Origin of the sequence: Paenibacillus sp. FSL R5-0341 (assembly GCF_037975235.1) — a bacterium.
GTDB classification, from domain to species: domain Bacteria; phylum Bacillota; class Bacilli; order Paenibacillales; family Paenibacillaceae; genus Paenibacillus; species Paenibacillus amylolyticus_A.
In genome coordinates, this window is sequence record NZ_CP150241.1 from 906,623 (window position 1) to 931,127 (window position 24,505).

At 40.4% G+C, this 24,505-nt stretch carries 15 protein-coding genes; all 15 read left to right on the forward strand.

The features are described 5' to 3' along the window. The first annotated feature begins 5 nt into the window (after positions 1 to 5). The 15 genes from MKX75_RS04140 (at position 6) to MKX75_RS04210 (ending at position 24,493) form a co-directional block, all read left to right on the forward strand. On the forward strand, positions 6 to 1,226 hold the full coding sequence (locus MKX75_RS04140) for an MFS transporter (RefSeq protein WP_062836327.1): 1,221 nt from the start codon (positions 6 to 8) through the stop codon (positions 1,224 to 1,226). A 137-nt stretch (positions 1,227 to 1,363) separates the two neighbouring features. Then, entirely contained in the window at positions 1,364 to 1,531 is a 168-nt protein-coding gene (locus tag MKX75_RS04145) for a DUF3934 family protein (protein WP_076333364.1), read from the forward strand. 164 nt (positions 1,532 to 1,695) lie between these two features. After that, positions 1,696 to 2,127, forward strand: a complete 432-nt coding sequence (locus MKX75_RS04150; RefSeq protein ID WP_339168524.1) for a MarR family transcriptional regulator — start codon at positions 1,696 to 1,698, stop codon at positions 2,125 to 2,127. An 80-nt stretch (positions 2,128 to 2,207) separates the two neighbouring features. After that, on the forward strand, positions 2,208 to 3,368 hold the full coding sequence (locus tag MKX75_RS04155; protein ID WP_339168526.1) for an ABC transporter permease: 1,161 nt from the start codon (positions 2,208 to 2,210) through the stop codon (positions 3,366 to 3,368). 253 nt (positions 3,369 to 3,621) lie between these two features. Then, positions 3,622 to 4,539 carry an ABC transporter ATP-binding protein gene (locus MKX75_RS04160; RefSeq protein WP_076333361.1) on the forward strand — a complete coding sequence of 306 codons (918 nt, stop codon included), beginning with the start codon at positions 3,622 to 3,624 and terminating at the stop codon, positions 4,537 to 4,539. Between the two features lie 4 nt (positions 4,540 to 4,543). Beyond that, a complete protein-coding gene (locus MKX75_RS04165; RefSeq protein ID WP_339168528.1) occupies positions 4,544 to 5,698 on the forward strand; it encodes an ABC transporter permease in 1,155 nt (384 codons plus the stop codon). 1 nt (position 5,699) lies between these two features. After that, entirely contained in the window at positions 5,700 to 6,806 is a 1,107-nt protein-coding gene (locus MKX75_RS04170) for an ABC transporter permease (protein WP_076333359.1), read from the forward strand. Positions 6,807 to 6,910: 104 nt separating this feature from the next. Next, the gene (locus MKX75_RS04175; RefSeq protein ID WP_339168529.1) at positions 6,911 to 9,568 is read left to right on the forward strand and encodes a condensation domain-containing protein; all 2,658 of its coding nucleotides are present in this window, start codon (positions 6,911 to 6,913) and stop codon (positions 9,566 to 9,568) included. Beyond that, positions 9,549 to 10,688, forward strand: coding sequence for a condensation domain-containing protein (locus tag MKX75_RS04180; RefSeq protein ID WP_339168530.1), 1,140 nt, complete (start codon positions 9,549 to 9,551; stop codon positions 10,686 to 10,688). Before MKX75_RS04175 ends, MKX75_RS04180 begins: the two co-directional genes overlap by 20 nt. A gap of 14 nt (positions 10,689 to 10,702) precedes the next feature. Further along, entirely contained in the window at positions 10,703 to 12,313 is a 1,611-nt protein-coding gene (locus MKX75_RS04185; protein WP_076333356.1) for a non-ribosomal peptide synthetase, read from the forward strand. Next, a complete protein-coding gene (locus tag MKX75_RS04190; RefSeq protein ID WP_339168533.1) occupies positions 12,294 to 13,772 on the forward strand; it encodes a condensation domain-containing protein in 1,479 nt (492 codons plus the stop codon). The genes MKX75_RS04185 and MKX75_RS04190 overlap by 20 nt, the downstream gene beginning before the upstream one ends. A 15-nt stretch (positions 13,773 to 13,787) precedes the next feature. Next, positions 13,788 to 14,948: an ACP S-malonyltransferase gene (locus MKX75_RS04195; RefSeq protein ID WP_076333354.1), complete on the forward strand. Its 1,161-nt coding sequence runs from the start codon at positions 13,788 to 13,790 to the stop codon at positions 14,946 to 14,948. A 36-nt stretch (positions 14,949 to 14,984) separates the two neighbouring features. Continuing rightward, positions 14,985 to 18,761 carry an SDR family NAD(P)-dependent oxidoreductase gene (locus tag MKX75_RS04200; RefSeq protein WP_076333353.1) on the forward strand — a complete coding sequence of 1,259 codons (3,777 nt, stop codon included), beginning with the start codon at positions 14,985 to 14,987 and terminating at the stop codon, positions 18,759 to 18,761. 24 nt (positions 18,762 to 18,785) lie between these two features. Then, positions 18,786 to 23,279, forward strand: a complete 4,494-nt coding sequence (locus MKX75_RS04205; RefSeq protein WP_076333352.1) for an SDR family NAD(P)-dependent oxidoreductase — start codon at positions 18,786 to 18,788, stop codon at positions 23,277 to 23,279. Continuing rightward, on the forward strand, positions 23,276 to 24,493 hold the full coding sequence (locus MKX75_RS04210; RefSeq protein WP_076333351.1) for a beta-ketoacyl synthase N-terminal-like domain-containing protein: 1,218 nt from the start codon (positions 23,276 to 23,278) through the stop codon (positions 24,491 to 24,493). The genes MKX75_RS04205 and MKX75_RS04210 overlap by 4 nt, the downstream gene beginning before the upstream one ends. The last annotated feature ends 12 nt before the right edge of the window (positions 24,494 to 24,505 follow it).

Genomic DNA, 24,505 nt, shown 5'->3' on the forward strand with positions numbered 1-24,505 from the left:
GAATCATGGCATTACTAACACGGAACAGGGGCGCACTGCTGCTGTTAATGTTTAATATTTTTCTCGTTTTTACGGGTATTGGTCTGGTTGTACCGATCATGCCTGCGTATATGGATCTGTTGCATATCACCGGATTCACGGTTGGATTGCTGGTAGCGGCATTCTCCTTCACTCAATTTCTTTTCTCCCCGCTTGCGGGTCGATGGTCGGATACGTGGGGACGTAAGAAAATTATCGTTGGCGGCATGCTGATTTTTGCCGTATCCGAGTTTATGTTCGGTGCGGTCAACGCACCAGTGCTGCTCTTCGCAGCCCGGATGCTGGGTGGTATTGGAGCGGCGATGATCTTCCCGGCAGTTATGGCCTACACCGCGGATATTACGACAGAGGAAGAACGCGGTAAAGGTATGGGTTTGATTAATGCAGCCATTACAACCGGGTTCATCATCGGTCCGGGAATTGGTGGATACATTGCGGACTTTGGCATTCGAATACCGTTCTACGCTGCAGGAGTTGCTGGTTTGCTGGCAGCGATCATTACCTTGATTATTTTGCCGGAATCCGCACGAAGCACAGGAGAGCAGAGTAAACCTGTCCCTGGCTTAGTGAAGGTCAAAGCTCCGGGTATGGTATCCCAATTGCTAAATTCGTACCGTGAACCCTACTTTTTCAGCTTGATCATCGTGTTTGTTATGGCATTTGGTTTGGCGAACTATGAGACGGTATTTTCATTGTTTGTGGATCACAAGTTTGGTTTCACGACAAAAGACATTGCATTCATTATTACATTTGGTTCCATTGCGGGTGCGGTTGTGCAAGTATCCCTGATCGGTTGGTTGCTCAACCGGTTTGGTGAAAAGATGGTCATTTCGGTCTGTCTGTTGTTTGTAGCGGTATTTGTACTGTTAACCTTGTTCGTGCATACGTACTGGCTCATTCTTGTGGTAACGTTTATCGTCTTTCTGGGTATGGACATTTTGCGTCCGGCAATCAGTACACAGATGTCCAAATTGGCCCAAGAACAACAGGGCTTTGTGGCCGGACTGAACTCGGCGTATACCAGTTTGGGGAATATCGCAGGTCCGATCGTAGCTGGAGCACTGTTCGATGTGAATATTAACTATCCTTACGTTTCAGCAGCAGCTGTTTTGGCGATCTGTTTCCTGTTATCTCTGCGGGTACTCAGAGGGGTCAAAACGGTGAAACAACCGAAGGCTGAAATGTAATTGTGCGGAAAAGACGTAGGAGCATCGATTTTTGGTATAATAAGAATTGCTGGAAGTGAATTAGATGGGCTGGGTTGCATAATAAGTTACCGAGGACGGTCATTTTTAAGCATATACAGGATTATTGGAGTGATAACATGAGCAAAGCAAAAGGAAAAGGCGGCACCGGCCGTGGTACTGGCAAAAAAGGCTGGAACCGTTGGCAAGCAGCTGCTAACCGGGCGAAAAGTACCCCGAAGCCTTATAAAAGTAAAGGTACGAAGAAGAAGGACGATACCGAAACTTCAAGTGGCAAGCCCGAGTAAGTGTGGCTTGACGATGCCAGAGGAGAGAGCTGCCTGACTATCGGGTGGGTCTCTTTTTGTTTGAAAAGATAAAAATTAAATTGACAGTATTGTAGATATGGTAATAATATAGAGCTTACGCAAATTAGATGGTAGTGCTACTATTTAGAGAAAGGAGCATCAGCATGCCTGTTAATATGGATGAAAATCCACTCGGATTGATTTTGTCACGGACGTATCTGGCATACAAAAAAACAACAACCAGAAATCTGAGTGAACAGGATATTACTCCGGAACAATTTGCCGTTCTGAATGAATTGAGTAAGGCGGGAAGTCATATATCGCAGAAGAAGCTGGCTGAATTAACCGTTCGGGACCAGACAACTGTAGGCAAAATTATAGACAAGTTAATTCGCAAAGGTCTGGTGACGAGAGAAGAAGATCCACAGGACCGCAGAGCGGTATTGCTTTGTTTGACGGCGGAAGGATTGGAAATGAATAATGTCCTGACACCAAAGGCTAAACAGCAAGAGCAAGAGGCACTTGTCCAATGCTCCCCTGAAGAGCTTGAAACATTCATAAATGTTATGAATCGCATCTATGAGAAGATGAAATAAATTTTTTTGGTCTAATATGTGCACATGCATATATATGTAGTGCAATTATTTTAATTTTAACTAATAGGAGTCGTGAATGAATGAAAAGCTTCAAAGAATTTCTAAAAGTACCACAGACAAAAATAGGATTGGTTTTTGCTTTGGTTGTTCCGTTGTTATTTGTTGTAATCTGGATGACGGGGTATCATCAGGCCACGGAGAGAGTAGATCAACTTCAAGTTGCTCTGGTGAACGAAGATGGGACACAGGGGACAGAGGTGCAGAAGCAGATTGAAACGCTCGCGCCTTTCCATGTTAATGTACTGGATTCTGCCAAGGAAGCCGAGCAACAGATGAATGCAGGTAACTATGCAATGGTTATTGTTATTCCGGAAGGGTTCGCTGACCAGATTGGCGGCGGTGCAGACGCGAGCTTGTCCTTTTATATCAATCAGGGAAATGCCGATGTAGCCAAATCAATTGTGGAACATGCTGCGACCGGAATGACTGCACAAATGGGACAAGGGATTTTAGAATCCAAGGTTCAAGTGACACTTAATAACGATAGTATAAATAGCGAAGATTTAAGTGCAGCTATTGGACAAGCGATGGCGAAGATGAATGAAGGGCCTGTGAAGGCTGAAATTAATAAAACGAACAGCGTGAGTGATTTTGCAACATCGATGCTACCCATGATTCTGGGTTTTATCACCTACATTGCTTCGATGACTATGAACATTCAGTTCAATATCACGTCGAATATCATGAAGCGTAACCACTCCAAATGGGAAATCTTCTGGGGACGACAAATGCTGTTGTTGTGTATAGCAGTAATCGTTCCTCTAATTGTGGATACAGTAGCCCTTAAGTTCACGGATGTTGCGAGCTCCTTCGGTGCGTTGTATCTGTATCATGTGTTGGTGAGTCTGGCTTGTATCTGTTTTACACAAATGAGTTTTGCCCTGTTTGGCAATGCAGGTCCTCTATTTAATGTAGCGATGGTTCCGCTTCAGTTGATGACAGCAGGAAATATCATTCCAGCAGAGATGCTGGCGCCATTCTACCGCTATATTGGAAACTTTCTGCCCGCCTCCAATGGGGTACAGGGATTTATGCGTTTGATCTATAGTGGAGAAGCTGTGGGTGGATTCATGATTCATCTTCTGTTGATCTCGGTGATAACGTGGGGAATTACGTTGCTGAGAGTTGGCATGCAAAAGAATAAGTCAGGCCAACCCGTTGCAGCAACTGTTACAACATAAACATAATAAGAAAGGTCTAAGGTGTAACAACGGTTCTGTAGATACGAGATATCGTATCTACAGGACCGTTGTTTTAGTTGTTGAACCTAATCAGCAGAGATACTGTATTAACGGTTACGAAGCCGATATCTGTTTCAGAAAGTACAGTTATTACTTCATACGTGCCTGTTATGACATGAAAGTTTAAGTGATGAGATTGAGTGCTACACTAGGTTTACATAAAAGGCACAACAAATCTGGGAGGTAAACTTATATGCAAACGGTATTTACTGGAGAGAATATTCAATTCAGTTATAACAAAAAGAAACCAGTACTAAAACAATTATCCTTATCGGTTGGTGATCGTCAAATTTACGGATTACTTGGTCCCAATGGGGCAGGAAAATCTACTTTAACCAGAGTTATGTTAGGGCTGGATAAACCTCAAAACGGAAAGATTCAGTGGTTTAATGAACATCTCAATGCAAGCACAAACAAACGAGTGGGTTATGTTCCACAGGATTTGGCATTGATTTATGATCTATCTGCTTATGAGAATGTATTGTTTTTCGGTAAACTGTACGGTTTGAAGGGAGAGCGTCTGAAAAAACAGGTTCGCTTTGCCCTTGAGTTTGTTGGATTGTGGGAAGAACGCAAACAAAAACCTAAAAAATTCTCTGGTGGTATGAAAAGAAGACTCAATATTGCTTGTGGTATTGTCCACAATCCGGATGTCATCATACTGGATGAGCCAACGGTGGGTGTTGATCCGCAATCACGTAATCGAATTTTGGATGCGATTATAGAGTTGAATCAACTTGGAACAACCGTTATCTATATTTCTCATTACATGGAAGAAGTTGAACGAATTTGTTCTCATGTCGGAATTATTGATGATGGACAATTGCTCTGCCAAGGCAAGCTCAATGATGTTATTCAGGAACATACAGACCAGGCCATTATCCGTCTGGAACTACAACGTAAAAGTACAGCTTATACCAAGCAGCTTGAGGATTATGTTGTATTACTGGCAGAAGGGAACAATGTTGAGTTGGGAGTCCCTAAAAATGACGTGAATGCCATAAGTCAGATCAAAGAGTCTTTTGGCGAAGATGTGAAAAGCTTTCAATATATTACCCCTAATTTGGAACAAGTGTTCTTCAAATTAACAAGAAAGAATTTGAGGGATTAGAACTATGTGGACGATATTTGCAACGAGTATGAAGCGTAAGCTTCAGAATCCTGTCGTATTTGTCAATTACATCCTGCTTCCGCTTCTTTTGATTCTTATCCTTGGTAATGCACTGTCCGGTGTGTTCCAGACAGGAGATAAGGAAACGAAGTCTACCTTCGTATCTCAGATTTCAACAGTTGTGGTCAATGAAGATAGCGGGGATGTAGGGAAAAATATTGTTTCATTCCTTAGTAGTGAAAACAATAAAGAGATGTTTGATGTCAAGGTAGAGTCCAGTAGCACACAAGCGCTTAAGATGCTGGAGTCTGGTGAAGTAGAACAGTATATTTATCTGCCTAAAGATCTAACAAGTGAGTACGAGGATAAGAAGAACGGTAACATCATGGTATATGGTAAGGATAACAATATTGAGAAAGTTAATATTACAGATCTGGCCCTATCAGCCTATGGTGATGGATACCTGGCAATGGAAGTTGCAAGTACCAACAATCCGAATATTGTATATTCACATGAGTATAGTAATATGTTGGCTGCTCCGGGAACTACAACAGAGGCTTCCACTGAGAGTGGTTCCAATATTTCAGCGATGAGCTACTATGGAGTGACTATGCTAGTTCTAATTCTTGTGTATGGATTGGCTAATACCATGAATTTTGTACAAGAAGAGTACAGTGAAGCACTAGGAGATCGTTACCTTGTTAGTCCTATCTCAAAAACAGCACTAATTATGGGACAGTTTTTAACGGGTTGTACGATATCTATTCTGCAAGGAGCAGTCATTGTATTTTGTGCAAAGCTGTTCTTCAATGTCAGCTATGGAGACAACATGATGTTTGTATTTTTCATCATTATCGCAGGTTCAATTTTCTTTAACGCTCTAGGTTTGCTCTTGGGGGTTATTGGGCGTCGAATCAAGCAAGTGGATGGTGTAGTGACATTGTTGATTCCGGTTATGACATTTGTCGGTGGTGGATTCGTCAAACTGGATATGGGAGAGCTCAGTTCCATAAGTATTAATGAAGTGTTTCAACGTCCAATGTTTGATTATATTGGGCAAGGCGTAATTGATTTGATGCCTGTGTTTACTGCACTTATTGCTGCAATGGGTTTTGTTCTAATTGCAGTATACTCGCTCACAAGAAAGGAGGCGCGATAAGATGCGGGTATTCGAACTTTATTTAAGACGTATTTTCAAGCGAAAGCTTACCTTTATCTTAATCTTGTTGTTGCCAGTTGTGTTTACGTATTCTGTAGTAGCGCAATATGAGGAAGCAACGAAGGTCACACTTACGATGTATGTAGAAGATTCAGCTGTGAATTCTTATGTCACCGCTATGCTGAAGAAGCAGAATGTCACTATTACTCAAGCAGTATCAGCAGATGATGCTATTCATCATAGTACCAATCTGGGGATCGTATTTACTTCAAATATTCAGGACATATTTAATGATCCGGATCTGCTAAAAGTAAATAGTTACGTGAATGAACAAAATTTTAATTCAAACTCGTTGGAGATTAAACTTAACAGTGTATTCTCTGTTCTAAAAACACTGGCCAAAAATGCCACCAGTGAAGAATCATTGACTGCAGGTATGAAAGAAACCGCAGCGAACAAAGCTCCAATTCAAGTGGAACAGAAGATTCTTGGAAACCCTAATGCAGTGGTGTTAACGAGTTCTTTCAATATGATTGTGTTTATCATTATGTTCCTTACAATGACCAATACATTGTTATTCCTTGGTGATAAAGTGCATACCACGACTCAACGTTTATTACTGGCAGCCAGCAGTAAATTGAGTTACTACTTGCAGACCGTAAGTGTGTTTGCAGTCATTGGTGTAGGACAATTCATACTCATGATTGCTCTTATGACTGGGGTCTTCCAAATTGATCTTTCTTTATCTGTCGGAGAACTTCTATTGCTCGTGTTAGCGTATGGCTTACTAAATATGATTGCGGCAGGTATTGGTTTACTGCTTGTAAGTCGTACAACCAAAATGTCTACTGGACGGTTGCTTATCACTGTAGTATCGCTTCCTCTAGCGATGTTAGGGGGAACACTGTGGCCAAGTTCAATTATGCCTGAAGGTATGCAAAAGATTGCAAGTGTACTGCCTACCCATTGGATTACAGAGTTGAACAATGAGATGTTCAGTGGATTTAAAGGTGATAGTAGCATGATTACAGTGCATATTATCAGTCTGTTCGTCTGTGCTGCGATTATTTTTGTGTTACTGACAAGAGTGAGAACGGAAGATATCTAAGCTCTTCTGAAGTGTATAAAATATAGAAGAACCTCGTTCCCCGGTAAATCCTCCAATGATGGAGATACCGGGGATACACGATGGAGATAGGAGGAAGCATTATCTTGGCCATTCAGGTTGCGCAAACAATCGAACTATCCAATCTATCATCTCTACACGAAAAAATTCTGTATGCCGAGAAGCATCGTAAGAATTATGATATATTCTTTTCCGTGAAATATGATCCTAAGTGGACGGCTACTTATATAGCTGATGCTATTGAACGAGTAATGGAAGGCCATAAAGCTTTAGGGCTAACCATTGTTCAGAAAGAGTCTCGGTATACTTTCTGTTCTAAGTTAAACGCTCCTAATTCATTTAGAAGTCATGTTCCTCTACAGGATACCAAGCTGAATGTTTTTGAGGGAGAAGGGCTGGCAAAATACTATATAAATGAAGAGGATTGCAGAATTGAGTTTCTTATCCATCATTTGGTGTTTGATGGTGATTCAATGAACGAATTTATGACCGCTTTGGAATGTTCAGTGCTGAATGGAGAATTCTCTGTTCCTGCTGATCTGTATGAACTAACGGAGAAGTCCCTAACGATTGGAAAAGAAAATTCAACGATGATCCGTGAGTATTTCGAATCATTTAAGTCTAAATCCCTTTTCTCTACTCACGAGCATTTAGAAAATCCAGTCTATGGAAAAGTGAAATTGTCATTAAATGTATGGGAAGCCATTGGATCATTGGCACAAAAACTCCGGATTACCAAATTTGGTGTCATACTATATGCAATAGCTCTCGCAACGGAGCGTAGGCAATCCCGATTTGGGATAGTTATATCTCGGAGGAATCATCAGACAGAGCAGAATCATATTGGGAATTTCACAGATGTTGTTCCTTATTCATTCCAATTGTCAGATCAGCTGAACTACAAGGATAACGCTAAAGTTCTTTTCAAAGATTTTTTTGTGGCTATCGAATCTTCAAGTGCATTAACTTATGAGGAATATATGAATCTCATTGGCTCGATGGGGTTTGACTTGGTAGTCTCTTATACACGAATGTCAGATCCAATCGCCCATTCTGAAGTGTTCTCAGCATTTGTTCTGGGAGATTATTTGTACAAATATGATAACCATACACAATTTAATGAATATGAAGACGGTCTATATATGGAGTTTCGTTACGATAACACCTTAGTAAAGGGCATATGCGATCGTTTGGGAGAGATGATACTTAAGTTGGATAGTATTAATCTCGATGAGCAGTTAAGTATTGGTGGGCAGGAAGCAAGTGTTGGAAAAGGTGAAGTTGAGGGGAAAAACAGCGAAACTATTTGTTCTGGTAAAGCTCAGCGGAGCTCGACACTTCAACTTCTTTTTGAGCGATATAACGATGAAGATAATCTATTGGATACGGATATCACTTCTTTCGAAATTGCTCAGATCATCACGGATGCCTACGAGTACTATAAAGTGCAACTATCTTACCATGATATTTATACTTCCTCTACAATTAAAGAATTGAAACAGAAACTCAGTAAAAAGTCCATTGCAGAACAGGAGGATGGGCCGGAATCGAATAATCCTAAGCGTTATCATCTTCCGGGCTTCTTGAAAACCGTCTTCATTGATAGTTTTCGGTTCGTAAATACGGATATGTACAATGTAAGTTATGCATTCCGTCTAACATCTCAGGCAGCCAGTCATATGGAAAGAGTTAAGGAAGCTGTTGAACAGGTTATTCAAGGAAATGATATTTTTTTCACTTCATTTGAAATGCAGGATGGCCATTTTATGGCTTCAGTAATGCCTCAGCGGCAGGTACATATTGAATTGGTGGATGTGGAAGCGTTAGCCGATCTACAGTTAGATCAAGAGACACTTCGTATACACCCTCACTCGAAATTATGGGACTTTAAACTTGTTCATTTGAGGTCGACAGGAGATATGTATCTGTACTTCAATATTCATCATTTACTTATTGACCATATGGGTATTCAGATTCTTAAAAATCAGATAACAGAGTGTTATAACTATCAGGAGCCTGTTTATTCGCAATATGCTTCATTGGCAGAGGAGTACAGTAATGCTACATCTATAGCCCTTAAGCAGTGGGGAAGTCTTCTTCCTTACAAACAATTCTATAATCCGGGTAAATCGTCTCTTGGGAGTGGATACTTTCATCAATATCACTGGAACCTGGATACAGGCATAGAAAATTTCGAAGAGACAGAATTAAGGATACTAAAAGTAGTCAATTATTCATTATCTAGATATTTTGATTACGAAGAGGGTTATATTGGTGCTGTTTATCATGGGCGCGTTATAGCACGAACTAGTCAGGTAATTGGTTCATTTGCAAGAGTCTTACCTTTGTTCTTCTCTACTACGAATTCGGATATTCTGAAGAGAAGCTTATATATTGCAAGAATGAACCAAGCGGTTTCTCTAATGGATTTGAATCAAAATGGATTTAATCTATCTTATCCCCGTGTTGTTTTTCAAACGTTGCAAGAAGGGGATCAGCATGAGGATTCATCTATATTTGATCAAACAATTGAATTTGAAGGATTATCCAAGTTTCAAATTTTCGTTCAACTGCGTAGAGGTATTTCAAATTCCCAACTGAGTGTATTTATCGATCGCAACGTATATGACTCGGAAGAAGAAAGACGGATAGTTGTTATATTTGAGCAAGCTTTGAGGGAGTTTCAAGGAGTTTCTATGGATATTGAAGGGGTGTTAACATCAGATGGAACTTCTTCAATCTAGTGAACTGACGTATATACAAAGAAAAATGTTTATCTGCAATAATTTGCCTGTGTATCGTCTGCCCTTCATTTATGAAATTCCAGAAAACGTTGATCTTAATGAAGTTTACACTGCTCTTTTGATTACATTACAGGAATGCCCGACCCTGCAGACCCGGTATACTTATGACGCGGAGCGCCGAATGTTTAACCAGTGTTATCATCGTTTGGATGCAATTCAATTTGAGATTCCACATATCACTTTAGATGAACATCCCGAAATATATTTGAAGCAAAGGAAGGAAATGATCGATCTCACAAAAGAATATCCCTGGAGAACTCAATTCGCAGAGTATGAACAAAAGAGGTATTTGTTAATTGAATTTCACCATATCTGTATTGACGGATGGGGAATTAGAAATTTTGAATCTATGTTTGTGGATCGCCTTGCAGGACGATCCCGGAATTCTCCGTATACCGACTTTGGCTTCTATCAACGAATTAATGAGTTACAAGCCAATAAGTCTTCTTTTACTAAGGAAGAATTCTTAAGGCTATCTGAACAAAATATTCAGGTAACAACTAATAAAAGTCATTTAGGTCGTCTCATAAAACTCTTAAAACCTGAACAATTTCAACATATTGAGCAAATCTCAACAGCGTTGAAAGTAACCAAGAATTCAGTTTTTCAAGGATTATGGGAATCGGTATTAGAACAGACTTGTACAGGCTGCGTGTATGGAACCATAGGTAATTGGCGCATGAGTATGGGGGCATTTCATGAGGTCGGTTGTTTTGTACAGATGCAGTCCCGAAGAATTGCAAGGGGACGTGACACTTTAACAACCATCAAACAAATATCCTTGGATAATCTCAGTGCGTTCGCAAAGCGGGGTAAGGAATCACTAACACTATGTACTATTGATCACCCGGTTGTCTATTCCTACGAAGAAGACATGTTTAATTACTTTCAATATATTCCTGCGGATAACTTAAACAAATTTGAACTATATATCCGTGTTTTTCTGGTGAATGGTAAAGCACAGATCGAAATTGAATATAATCCAAGCAAATACAGTGAAGTGCAGGTTCGTTTTATGTTAGATCAAATCGATACAACGCTGGAAAACTGTCTTGTCTAATAGGGGGATTTCTGATGAATGTATTAGAAGAATTAGAGTGGAGTTTCGATACGTATAAGGAGAAGACAGCAATTAAGGGATCCTCAAATACGCTTACGTATAGTCAATTGGATAAGCTAACAGCCAGGGTAGCTTCACATTTAATGCGGCAAAAAATTGCCAATGAAGATGTAGTAACTATTGAGGCGGAGGATAAGTTGGAAGCGGTCATTCTCATGCTTGGAGTTGTTCGAGCGGGGGCGGCATATTGCGTCATCCCTCAAGACTACCCGGATTATCGCAAAAATAAAATGCGGGCTAAAGTGAATGGAAAAGCCATCCTTCATAGTCTTAAGGAAATAGAGAAGCAAGAGAGCGCTCTTCAACAAAATGTGGTACAAGACGTATTGGGAGTAAAGCGTGCTTCTCGCCAAGAAGACAGTCTTTTATACATTATCTTCACTTCAGGATCAACAGGCGAGCCTAAGGCTGTAGCTATTCAAGATCGGTCCATTGAAAAAATTGTGAGGCAAAATGAATTCTACCAAGGCAATGTAATTGGTCAATTTGCTCCTCTTGAATTCGATGCATCAGTCTACGAAATTTTTGGCGGATTACTAAATGGAATGACACTTAGAATGGTGAGTAAGGACGATAGTCTTGACTTTGATATCATTCCAGAGATTTTGGCAGAGATAGATACGGTATTCCTGACAACACGATTGTTCAATCTATATGTTGAAGAATGTGTGGAGGAGCTGGGGAAGCTACAACTCATTTTAACGGGTGGTGAACGTGCTTCTATCAAACATCTGCATGAAGCAGCGCAATATTGTAACGTGTACAATGTGTATGGCCCAACGGAGACGACAGTCTTTGCCACGCGGTATAAAGTAAAAGGGGATGAAACAGAAATACCGATTGGGAAGATGTTTGACCAAGGGAATTATCTCATTCTGGATGAAAGTGGTGTTCCGGTGAGCCGCGGGGAACAGGGTCAATTATTGTTATCTGACTCAGGTTTGATGAGAGGATACATCGACAATGATCAAGCGAATCAAAAAGCGTTTGCGTACTGGGAGGGGCAACGCTATTATCGGACAGGCGATGTTGTTTGTGAGAGTGCAAATGGAGAATTGAGCTATATCGAGCGAATAGATCGGCAGGTTAAAGTCTCTGGATATCGAATCGAACTTGGCGAGATTGAACGTTGTGCATACAACTATGGCTTGAATAAAGAATGTCTTGCTCATTTCGATGGTAAACGTCTGTACCTATTTGTAACGGAAATGATCGAACTAGAACCATTCCGGCAGCATCTTCGCAATATACTTCCAGATTATATGATACCAACGGTTAAGGTGGTGGACAAAATCCCGATGAATAAGAATGGTAAAACAGATATGCAAGCAATGAACCAACATAAAGATCAGAAGTCCAACAGTATGAATAAGGTTGCAGAAGTCATCACAAGTGTACTCCAACTTGAGCTAATCATGAATAAGACCTTTCTGGAACTGGGTGGTGACTCTATTAAAGCAATGGAAGTCATCTGGAAACTAGGAGGAGAGGGTTATCCGATGGATCTGGATATGCTATTTACACGCACCTTAGGAGAGATTGTGAATGATGTTAAAGCCGGCTAGTGATAGTGAGAAAAGAATTATTAATAGCAGTCTACTCAATCCTACGGCTTATAATATTCCCATGATTGTGAAGTTTGGGAAAGGGCTAAATATTGCCAAGATGTATAATCTGCTGACAGTGTACTTTGAACATTACGATATTTTCCGGACTTCCTATCGAATTGGTTCTGACATCGAAAGATGGATCACGGCAGCAGTTCCTACAATTGAAATTTGCTCACAGTCTATTTTTGAACCCCAAGCAATGCTTGATGCTCACTTGATATCGGTTGAAGATAAAGAGTTAGTCAAAATTGTATTATGTAAGGTGGCGGATGAAACCAATGATTACCTATTTGTTAATGTACATCATGCGTTACTTGATGGCTTAAGTATTAATCTATTTTTACAAGATGTAATTGCAGCATATCTATCGGATGAGCCACTGGACTTCCAATGTAGCACTGTGGATGAACATACGAAGAATTCTAATAATAACTCACAGCGTGCTACAGTAAATTTCGGAGAATATGAAGGATTTAAATCTCGGTTACTCAACAAACAAATTGAGCATGTGAACTATCGAAGTGAAACGGTAAAATTGGGGAATGTAGTCAAACAAAAATACACCGATTTCTCTTTATGTCTTACTGCGTTTGCAATAAGTGTGGCTGGCTGGTTGAACCATAACTCCGTGTATCTGGCTTATCCGTATTTGGGTAGAAATCAGACCAATTTCAGAGCACTTGGAAACTTTGTTCAGTTAGTTCCCTTTCATAAGAGGCTTGAGACACAGAATTATTCAAGCGTTGAGAAACTAACTGCAGAAGTTCAACAACAGATATTCAAGGATATGACAACGAATAGTCATTATGATGATGTGAGATATCATGAATCGATGCAATGTATGAACATATTTCGGGATATCATATTTGACTACAAATCAGGAAGTCTAATCGAGACTACACTTAGTCATGAGCATGAAATAACACTTCATGAAATCGAGACATACCGTGATGAAAAATATGGTATTCACTTCTCAATTTATAAACATATGCATGAACTTCATATAACAATGATATCGAGTGAATACAGCTCAGAGGATATGGAAAAACTATTAACCATTTTTTGTCGTAATGTCGATGCAGTGTACGCTGATTCAGAAATAGAGCTGGATCAAATGTTACGTTTGAAAGATGAAATTAAACTAGATGGAGATAGCGTTTCTCCAAGCGTTATCTTAAGAGAAGACAATTATGAAGTTATATATAAAGAGGTGTCTGGGATGGTATGTACATTGCTGGATGAGCAGACTGTACACGCAGAAGAGAGCTTTTTTGATCTCGGTATGGATTCGACACTCTTGGTAAAGTTCAAAAAAAGAATACGAGAACAATTCAAGGTGAATTTAAAAATAAGTGATTTCTTTAATCACTATACTTCCGAAATGCTGACACATAAAATTCTTGAACGATTATAGGGAGGACAACTCGATATGAAGATTGCATTAATGTTGGCGGGACAAGGAACTAAAATTAGCGAGGAAGTAAAAGAAATATGGCTGAAAAATAAACAAACACTAAAATGGATTGAGCAAGCAGAGGCACAGTTGCAGGAGCCGATCCGAGAGTGGTTCTGTTCTGATCTAAGCCTAGACACACGAAAAGCACAATTGGCAACTTATGTAGGGTCCATGTGCATGTATCAACTTTACCGGGAACATGTGGGTTTATATCCGAGTGTAGTTCTTGGGCATAGTCTAGGTGAGATTACAGCGCTAACCATTGCAGGTGCTCTAAGCTACAGTTCGGGATTAAACCTGGTAGATATTCGAGGAACCGCTATGAAAAACGCAATTGATGCACAAGAGAGTACAGGTATGACAGCTGTATTTGCTTCACCGGAAAAGGTTGAAGCATGGTTGGGTGATAGACAAGATATCTTTGTAGCCAATTATAATTCTCCCAAGCAAACAGTTATTGCCGGTACGAAGGATAATCTGCAGGAATTCGTCAAACAAAATAAGATAGAGTCTGTACCTTTAGGGGTGAGTGGCGCTTTTCATACTCATTACATGCAAGAAGCAGCGGATGAAGTGTACAACCAGTTGAACAGTTTTACGTTTAATCCATATTGGAGTACTGAAGTAATTAGTAACGAATTCGCAAGAGCATATCAGCCTTTGGATATTCAAAAAGGGATTTCCAGTCAGATGGTAAACCCTGTTCGCTGGACTCAATCTGTAGATTATGCAGTGAAGCAGGGCGTGCAATTATTTATTGATTTATCTCCAAATGGAATGTTTGTCAAAATGCTTGGCAATCAGGTCCAAGTCCACGCCCTCCACAACGAAGAGCAACTCTCCAAGCTTAATACGGAACTGAAAGATGATATCGAAGTTAACAAGCACTACAATGTATTTTCTCGAGCTTTAGGGATTATTGTCTCGACCAAAAATAATAATGAAGATCCAGAAGCTTACGAGAATATTGTGATTAGTGGATATAACCAGATCAAGTCACAGATTGGAAAAGAGGCAACCGCTGAGGACGTGGAAAAAACGTTATCCTTGTTGGAACTCATTCTGCGGACGAAAAAAGTTCCAGAGGAACAAATTATGCATTATCGTAACAAATTAGCTTGGAAAGCGGGATAATTCCCTAGAAGCTGAGCAAGGAGAGGAGGAGAACTATTGAGTTTAGGAGATATCGCTATTATCGGCATGGACCTTGCCCTTCCAGGGTGTGGGAATATGAATGATGTATGGAATAAAATACGAGACAAGCGAATTTCCGTTGGGAAATTCCCGAATAATAGGCATGCACAGATTGGTGAACTGGTTGATGCAGATATATTCATGCCAGGTTCATACCTTGAACATATCGATCAATTTGATCATAAATATTTCAATATAGCACAAAAAAGTGCTGATTATATGGATCCTAACCAGAGAATGACCCTGCTATCAGCCACCCGAGCACTGAATGATGCTGACTGTCTTGAGCATATTCGCGGTACGCAAACCAGTGTGTACGCGAGTGTGAACTCTACACAGCAGTATCAATATCAATTATTGTTACAGCAGCGTAGATTAAAACCAGATCTGCTGGGGATGTTAAACTCGACCATATCAAGTCGTATCCAATATATCTATGACTTGCGTGGTGCTTCAATAATGACCGATACGGCCTGTTCATCGTCACTAGTATCTATTATTCAAGCATCAAATGATCTTAGACAAGGTATTATTGATCAGGCTATAGTAGTTAGTTCTAATCTTTATGTAAAGCCGGGGTACAAGTCCGATAAACTGGTTGACATTTTGGCAACAGATGCGAGGACGCGTACCTTTGACGATCGAAGCACAGGCACATCAATTGGAGAGGGTGTAGGTTCTGTCATTCTCAAACGGAAGGAGGATGCAGAAAGGGATGGTAACTTTATCTATGGTCTGATCCGTAGCTACGCCATGAATAATGATGGTCAAACTATGAATATGTCGTCACCTAACCCGGATGCGCAAGAACGACTAATAGAGCAGGCTTGGGCTCCTCTTCAGAATGAGATGCAGCAGCTGGCGTTTATTGAGGCGCACGGTACGGGGACAGCGATAGGGGACACGATCGAATTTGAGAGCTTGAGTAATTACTTTTCAGAGCGTGTTAAAACAAAACAGAAAATTGCTTTGACAGCATGTAAGTCCAATTTCGGACATCTGGATGTTACATCAGGATTGTTCTCATTGATTAAGTCGGCCTTATCTTTACGTAACCGCTTAGTGTTACCTCATCCGGATTTCCAGATTCCTAATGAAGAGATTGATTTTGAAACATCGGCTTTCTATATTCCGGACCGTTCTGTTCCGCTGGAAGAATATGCGCTTGCAGGTATTAGCTCTTTTGGCATGACAGGTACAAACGCTCACGTTATTCTTCAACAATATAGCTGTTCGGTGCCATCCAAAGTTAAGGAGTTGCCACTGAATTTAAAGAGTTACTGGTTTCCATTGGATGAAAATTCATTCACAGTACAAGATGATCTTCAACGCTTGGAAACGGATGAGTGGCTTATCGTGCAGTTTCCTTTACACAGTAAAAGACAATGGGAGATTCATGAACATCAGTTCAATGGAAAACATCTGCTTGTGGGTACAAGTATCTTCGAAATGATAGCCCAGGGATTAGGTTGTACACCATACAATCTTGAGCAGTATGACATTAATGGTCTTCATATTATGAATCAGATGGCGGTTCAAGATGGCCCCCTAACGGTTCTATTCAAACTTGATAAGAAAACCTTAAAGGTGGTTGTAACATATACGACTGCAGGCGTGTTGAAGACCTGGCTTCAGTTTGAATTACATGATAAATCTTCAAGGCACAAGCCGGTAATAAGAACAGCTAACGAGCTGGATCAGGCTATTAGAGCAGGAGAACTTATGGAAGTCGCTGTAACAAGCCAAGTCGGAGGCGAAGGAGGAGAGGATATTGCTGTATCCCGAAGATGGGATGTAGTAGATCGCTTATGGACTAATCAAGAACATACAAGAGCTGTAGTTAAGCTGAGACCTCCTTCAGATTACAAAGTGGAATTCTCAATGTATAACTTTTATCCCTCCATTCTCGATCCTGCCTTCAATGCACTAAATCGAATGGCTGAACCGGAACAAATTGTGTTTCCTTGGTATTGGACTGATATCCGTTTTGAGCAGTTTGCACTTATAGGAGAAGAGTTCTATTCCGAAATAGAATTAGTAGATCGTACTATGGATGAAAGAGGAAACGTCATCCTCTCACTTAATATTAGGTTGTTCGATGGACAGTGGAATCTTATTCTATCTGCTGATCATTATAAAGTGAAAAATGCTCTTAACAAGGAAGAATCAAGCTCTTACTTTAAGCAGAAAGAGATTATACCTGCAACGTTTCCACATCACTCGTATAGTGCATCCGAAGCGATCCATTTTGTACATGAATCCTTGCGTTCACAGCTCGAAATTGATAGTCCAATAGCATATTTTACAGACCTGGCAGAAATCAGCGAGAAGGCGATGGAGCTTCGAGAGAAAGGTATTATAAAACACGTATACCTGTGGGACCGGAATTATACAGATATAGATCGTATTGCGGATGAGACGTATACCCTTGGAAAAGTGCTAATTGATCTAAACCAAATACTGCATATGAAAAAGTTTTACTATGTAAATTCAGGAGTTTTAGGATACACAGGTAAGAAGAGTGAATATGCAAAAATGAATGCTCTAAATCGTTCCATTGCTATGGGAGCCTATGCCTTAAGACTGGAAGTGAATAGTGAAGTCATTGTTGTGGATACAGATCATACATACTCAACGGATGTGGGGCGAGTTGACTATGGGTCGGAGCAACACATTATTCATCGGGAAGGTAAGTTCTATATCCTGCGTTTGAAGAATTTGAAATTAGATGAATCATCTCAGGACAAATTCTCTGAAGGTACTACTGTACTGATTGTTGGGGCTAGTTCTGGAATCGGTGAGGCATACACAAGAAATTTGGCTGACCGATATGCTGATATCCAAATTATAGCTGCAGGAAGAAGAGCTGCGTGGGATGGTCTGCCGTTAAGGGATAATGTAAGTTATCTTAAGTTGGATATATCTAATGAGGAAGAGGTTTCTGCTTTAGCTGCTCAATATCATGGCAAGCTTGATTATATCCTGAATTTTGCAGGTGAACCGGCTCAGGGATTGTTTATTACTAAGTCCAGGAATGAGTTTTGTTCGAAGACAAGAGGCAAAATAGAAGGTTCATATCTGTTGGGAATGTATTTCCCAGAAGCTAAAGAAATCATTCATTTCTCCTCACTAGCTGGTGTTATTGGGGCAATGGGACAAGCGGAGTATTCTATGGCTAATGCGTATCAATCGGGCTTGCCTTTAACTAATACGAACGTAAGAGTTCTTAATTTAACGGGTTGGCAGGATGTAGGTATGTCAGCAGGCATGGAAGATTATTATTTCGAGAAATTAACAAGTGCAGATGGCATTCCACTATTAAATCTATTTATTCAATCGAATACCAAGTCAGCTTCTATCTTTAAGTTAAAACGTGTAGCTGATGAATATTCTTCTCTCTTCAGTCCTGTTCTGAAAATGCAGAAAAAGGAACAAGTAGAGAAGGTAAGCGTAGGTTCTAATCGTGTGGAAGATCATATCGTAGCAGCATGGCAGAGAACCTTGGGTGAAGATGATTACGACTACAATGTTAGTTTCTTCGAACAAGGTGGGGACTCCATTACGATCGTACATTTATGTGATGAATTGAATCTAGCGTTTCCGGGACAATTCGATGTAACCACATTGTTCTCTATTGCAACGATACAGGGTCAAGTTGATCTTATTAATCAGCTGGACAACCAGGAGGCAATGGCAGAACAGAGCGATGGTCATTATGATGCAGCAGAGATGTTAGCATTTCTCAATAAATAATAATCATGAAAGAGGCGATTGAACATGAAGGCGAGTGAGTATATCTTCGGTCAAATTCAAAAGGGCCAGCTCGATTCAGCAGTAGGCAAAGGTTTGTTAGAAGAGATTATTCCAGATGATATTGCCATAGTAGGTATGTCATGCGAATACAGTGACATCAAGGATACATTTGAGTTTTACCAAACTGTTAAAAACGGAAAACAGGGGTTTAAGGAATTTCCCAAAGGTCGAATTGGTTATATTCCCGAAGATCATACTTATCTGCACAACGGAGCCAAACATTTGAAGATTACACCTGAGGAATTTTTGGACAGGCTGTGTAAAGAAAAGGGATCGTATCTCGAGGATATTGATACCTTTGATTATGACTTTTTCGGTATCAGTCAGGATGAGGCTAGATATATTGATCCCACGCATCGTTTGGTTATGAAGCACTCCTATCTTGCTCTGGAGGATGCAGGTGTTCGCTTATCGGATGTTAAGGATAGTAAGACGGCTATCTATATAGGCAAAGACAAATCCATAACAGCAAGTTATCGTTCTGAGATTGAAGAAGATTCCAATCATATTAACTCAGGGAACTGGGAAGGCATACTGGCAAGTCGTCTCAATTATATTTATAACTTGTCTGGAGGTTCATTTGTAGTTGATACAGCTTGTTCCTCCTCACTGGTTGCTGCACATCTGGCATTGAAAACACTTCGGGATAAAGAAATTGATACAGCAATTGTCGGCGGTATTGCGCTCGGACTTTTCCCGCGTCAAGGTAGTGTACTTGATCAATACAGTAATGTGGAGACACCACGTTCCTTCCTGAAAGTATTTGATGCTGAATCTCAAGGAACAATCTTTGGCGAAGGTGTAGGTATTGTCATTCTTAAAAGGTTGAAAGATGCCTTAGCAGACAATGACAACATTTATTCAATTATCCGTGGCAGTATGATTAATAGTGATGGAAAATCCAACGGTTTGACTGCCCCTAATCCACATGCTCAAAAGGATCTTCTACTGGATGCTTATACAAGCAGTCATATCTCACCTGAAACGGTAGATTACATTGATGCACATGGAACGGGTACGAAACTGGGTGATCCAATTGAAGTTAGAGGGCTAACGGATGCATACAAAAAATATGTGAACAAACGCGGTTTTTGTGCACTGACAAGTTTGAAAGAAAATATTGGTCATACCGTAGGAGCAGCAGGGGTAGGCGGATTGATTAAGATGTCACTTGCGCTTCGCAATCAGGAGATCTTCCCAAACCATTCTTTTGAAGCTCCGAATGAATATATCAAGTTTGTGGACAGTCCATTCTACATTCCTACCCAGGCTGAGAAGTGGATTAAAGGAAAGTACCCGCGTCGAGGAGGAATCAGTTCCTTTGGATTCAGCGGTACCAATGCTCATGTGATTCTTGAGGAATATGAGCATGCTATAAACGAGTCAGATAATGATCAAGTTGCCTTTCCATTTGTTTTCACTGCACAATCATCTGATCAGTTGATCAAAATGTTGTACAAGTATGTGAAACATGAAGAATACATGAGTGAATATAGGCTACAAGATATTTCATATACCCTTATTCATAGAAGAAACTGGTTTAATACAGGAGTTGGTTTCCAGGCTAGATCGATGGAAGAATTTTCAACAAAAGTAAGAGCTGCGATCACATTGTTGGAAGACCGAGTGCCAACAGAAGGAATCTTTACGACGAATGACCAAGCAGTAACAGCTGATATGAAAAAACTTATCCACTATCAATTGAAAACAGACTATAGAAAGTTTGATCTGAACGAACTTATTCAACTCAAACTGGATGGGCACGAGACGACATTCGACGAATACCCGTATCTGAAAGCTAGAACTGTAACATTACCAGGTTACGAATTCAAATCTGATATTCTATGGGCTACAGTTAAACGATATAGTCCGCCTGTTCAATCAGGTCCGAGTCTGCCAGTGAAAGCGACATTGATTCAAAAGCAAGTTATTAGATCCGCCAAATCGGATGTATACCAAGTGAACCTATCCCCAGATGATTGGTTTGTAGATGATCATCGGATTGGAGGTAAGCGCACGTTCTCGGGTACCACGTATACCGAATTGGCTGCTGAGCTAGCTTCCTTATATTTTGATGAATCTGCGTTTACGCTAGAAAAATTGTATTTCAAAAATTTGATTCAGCTAGATGACAAAACAGATAAACGTTTCCTGATTCATGTTAACAAGCTGTCTGCCAAGCAACTGGATATTGAGGTTCTCTCATACGAGAATGATGATCTAGAGCAGTATATGACTCATGCGGTCTTTACACTTAAACCTCAGGAAGCAATGGAGAAGCATAAGCTTGATTTGTCCTCAGAAGTACACAATCAATTGAAGCCTACAGCAATGGGAAGTACAGAAGAGGAGAATAATTTCTTTAAAGGACGTTGGAACTTTATCGCTCAGGACTTCCGGATGGTTCATATGAACGATTCAAAATTACTCCTCTCACTTGATCTGCAAGAGGAATTCCTCGAAGATTTGGAAGCCTATCATCTGCATCCTTCTATGTTGGATGGAATTCTGGGGGCAATGGTATATGAACGGGCTCAGGCTCGCCAGAAGACCTACCTTCCTTTGTCTTATGGTAGGTTTACCTATACAGGAGTAAGGTTCACCAGAAAAATGTATTCCGTCACGGAGCTTCTTTATGACATTACAGGAGATCATGATGTAATCACTGCGCATATTCATGTGTACAACGATCAAGGAGATCTCGTTGCTTATGTGGATAAATATATCATGAAGTCTTTTGCCAATATGTTATTTAAGCCGTATCTTCATACTATTGGGTGGGAACGTTCAACAGTTGAGTTCACGAATAGGGAAGTTGAACATGGGGCGGACAAACAAGTATTGCTTATAAGTAATGATCGGGTTGTCACGCCTGAAATTCCTACAATAAGTCGTGTGAATTATAATCAATTAGATCGGATAACAACAGGGAATAAATATGATGTAGTCGTTTATGCACCATGGATTGGATTGGACATAACTGATCCAGGGAAAATTGAAGAAGAGCTGTTGAATTACTTCCTATTCGCCAAGACAGCCAACAAGTTGCTAAAGAGAGGCGGTAAATTAATTTTTGCAGCCGATCAGGGTCTTGCTTTGGAAAAAGACCAGCTTCAAGTTAACCCCCTTCAATATGCAATGCTGAGCTCAGGTCGGATTGTGGGTTTGGAGAATACAGGTTTTGCTACACAAATGATTCAGATCACCGAGTTTAATATCGACGAGTTGTTAAGGCTTGCTGCTTTCAGTGAACTGGATGGTAAGAAAGTCATTGCTGATGATGGAATCATATACGAAGAATCTCTCATTGAAAATAAAGATTTAAAACATAGACCCGTAAACTTGGTGAAGAATGACTGCGTTATTGTCACAGGGGGATACGGTGGCATAGGACTTGAATATATTGAGCAGCTACTCGATATTAATGCTGAAGTACACATAGCTGTATTGGGACGTACAGATATCCAAGCCGTCCTCGCTTCCAAGCAAGAACGCACACCGTATGAAGACAGCAAACTTAATAAATTGAATAAGCTGATATCTAAAGGGGCTAACCTGAAATTCTACCCTTGCGATATTTCACATGAGTCTGATGTACAGACAGCGATAACTACAATTCAAGCGAAATATAATATAGCCGGAATTATTCATTTGGCGGGAGTGCCAGAAGAAGGCATGTTGTTCACCAAAACGGAGGATGATTTCAAAAACATTATAGCACCTAAGGCTACCGGAACACTTTTGCTCCGCAAGTATGTTAATGCAGACAAGCTACAATTTTTTGTTACCAGTTCTTCAATGACTACAATTACAGGTTCTGCAGGCCAATTCTCTTATACCGTTGCCAACGCATTTTTGGAAGGAATGGCACTATCTGATTCGTTGATAACAGCAATTCAGTGGCCGGGATGGAAAGAGACTGGAATGGCCCTTAATTTCGGAGATTTGGATGCCGCGGATGAACATCTCTTAATGAAGTCTGTTTCTAACATGGAAGGCGGGGAATATATTAAACTTTCGCTTCAGACGGGAAACTCCGGTTTTATTGCAGGCGAATTTAACACATCTAAGATAGAAGAGTATCTAGGTGGTTATATCAATCTACCAGACGTTTACAGTCGTGGGAAAGGTCGTCCTAATTCAGAAGGGGAAGCGGTGGAAGATCGCCCATACCAGATCAAAGATTTTGGTTCTTTAACTGTTACTGGGACAGATCGTCAGGATGATGTTGAGAAATTTGTTACCGTTGTATTCGCTTCAGTGCTTGATCTTGATGAGATAGATGTGCATAAGAGCTTTACCGATCTAGGTGGAGATTCTCTAAAAGCATTTGGTATTTACGGGCCCATTGCAGAGCAATTTAACATTGATATAGAAGTGGCTGATGTCTTTATCTACCCAACCATTGTGCAGTTAAGTGAGTATGTGAAAGAGCTGATGGAAGAGGCTGCGGCATGATTAAAAACAGCTCTCGTGTCGTCATTGTAGATTACCGCTGTGATATGCCGGCTATGGACGATTCGCAAGCGGAGCAGCTTCTCCAAAACAAGGATAGGCTCTGGGAAAACAGAATAAAGCAATTGAGTGACCGGTTCAGTCAAGATTTCCACGGAGCTAACTCATTCGAAGGAATCTTCTATCCTTCAATTGAAGAAAGATTTGATTTAGAAGGCATAGATGAAGAAAAAACAAAATATTTGCTCTCCAGTGAAAGAATCACATTATCGTTGTTCCAGTCACTCATCAATCAGAATGTCATGACAACGAAACACGACGTGTTGGTATCAAACGGAAGTGCACAGACGGACTTGATATCCAAATCGGCCTACTTGGGAATGCAGGGCGTTGATTTCATGAAGGCTGTAGAGTTACTTGATCCATTGGCGTATCTGAAAATGCTACGTTTATCCAGGCCGCCAGCAATTCAAATGGTAAGCGAAGCATCAACTTCAGGTATTGGCGCTTTATATAGCGGATATAACGCCGTAAAGAAAGGGAAGTTTAATACAGCCTTGGTCGGTGGTGCTTCCGCTAGTACGATGCCATTTCCACATGAGTTATCCAAATTTGGGTTCGGTTCTGATCGATTCATTCAACCGTTCGAACAAGGTGCTTCGGGGCACTATTTTTCAGAAGGAGGCGTTGCCTTTCTACTTAAAGAAAGGCAGCTAGCCCTTGCAAATGGAGATCATATTCTTGCTGAAATTAAAGATATCACCGTAGGCACTATGGGAAGTCCTGTGATTAACCGCAATGCAGTTAAAAAACTGGTACTTCAATCTCTGGCAGATGCCGGTGTACTTCCTACAGATGATATATTTATGGACTTGTATGGCAGAGGTAATGAGATTGATGATACTGCTGAGTTCTCCTGTTTAAAAAATGTGCAGAAGGTATTCCCTGGTTTAAAGGGAGGATATCTTAAACAACATGCTCAATATATGATTGGATATTATGGATTAGTAGGATTATGCCGTTTGCTGGAATCGAAGAAAAATAAAACAGAGTTGCAGGGCGGTTATGTTAATCAGCCAAACTCATATATAGGCAAGATAGAATCGGACCAATGGACGACTCAAGTGAATGACTACCACTGGATTACAATGCCCATGTATTCCATGCATGGTAACGTTTATAACTTAGTAATTAATATGAACGGTAATGAAGGATAGAGGAGGTAGTAG

Bases quoted from the DNA above. Each gene is read 5' to 3' on its own strand.
- MKX75_RS04140 (WP_062836327.1), top strand. From the start codon at position 6: ATGGCATTACTAACACGGAACAGGGGCGCACTGCTGCTGTTAATGTTT.
- MKX75_RS04145 (WP_076333364.1), top strand. From the start codon at position 1,364: ATGAGCAAAGCAAAAGGAAAAGGCGGCACCGGCCGTGGTACTGGCAAA.
- MKX75_RS04150 (WP_339168524.1), top strand. From the start codon at position 1,696: ATGCCTGTTAATATGGATGAAAATCCACTCGGATTGATTTTGTCACGG.
- MKX75_RS04155 (WP_339168526.1), top strand. From the start codon at position 2,208: ATGAAAAGCTTCAAAGAATTTCTAAAAGTACCACAGACAAAAATAGGA.
- MKX75_RS04160 (WP_076333361.1), top strand. From the start codon at position 3,622: ATGCAAACGGTATTTACTGGAGAGAATATTCAATTCAGTTATAACAAA.
- MKX75_RS04165 (WP_339168528.1), top strand. From the start codon at position 4,544: ATGTGGACGATATTTGCAACGAGTATGAAGCGTAAGCTTCAGAATCCT.
- MKX75_RS04170 (WP_076333359.1), top strand. From the start codon at position 5,700: ATGCGGGTATTCGAACTTTATTTAAGACGTATTTTCAAGCGAAAGCTT.
- MKX75_RS04180 (WP_339168530.1), top strand. From the start codon at position 9,549: ATGGAACTTCTTCAATCTAGTGAACTGACGTATATACAAAGAAAAATG.
- MKX75_RS04185 (WP_076333356.1), top strand. From the start codon at position 10,703: ATGAATGTATTAGAAGAATTAGAGTGGAGTTTCGATACGTATAAGGAG.
- MKX75_RS04190 (WP_339168533.1), top strand. From the start codon at position 12,294: ATGATGTTAAAGCCGGCTAGTGATAGTGAGAAAAGAATTATTAATAGC.
- MKX75_RS04195 (WP_076333354.1), top strand. From the start codon at position 13,788: ATGAAGATTGCATTAATGTTGGCGGGACAAGGAACTAAAATTAGCGAG.
- MKX75_RS04205 (WP_076333352.1), top strand. From the start codon at position 18,786: ATGAAGGCGAGTGAGTATATCTTCGGTCAAATTCAAAAGGGCCAGCTC.
- MKX75_RS04210 (WP_076333351.1), top strand. From the start codon at position 23,276: ATGATTAAAAACAGCTCTCGTGTCGTCATTGTAGATTACCGCTGTGAT.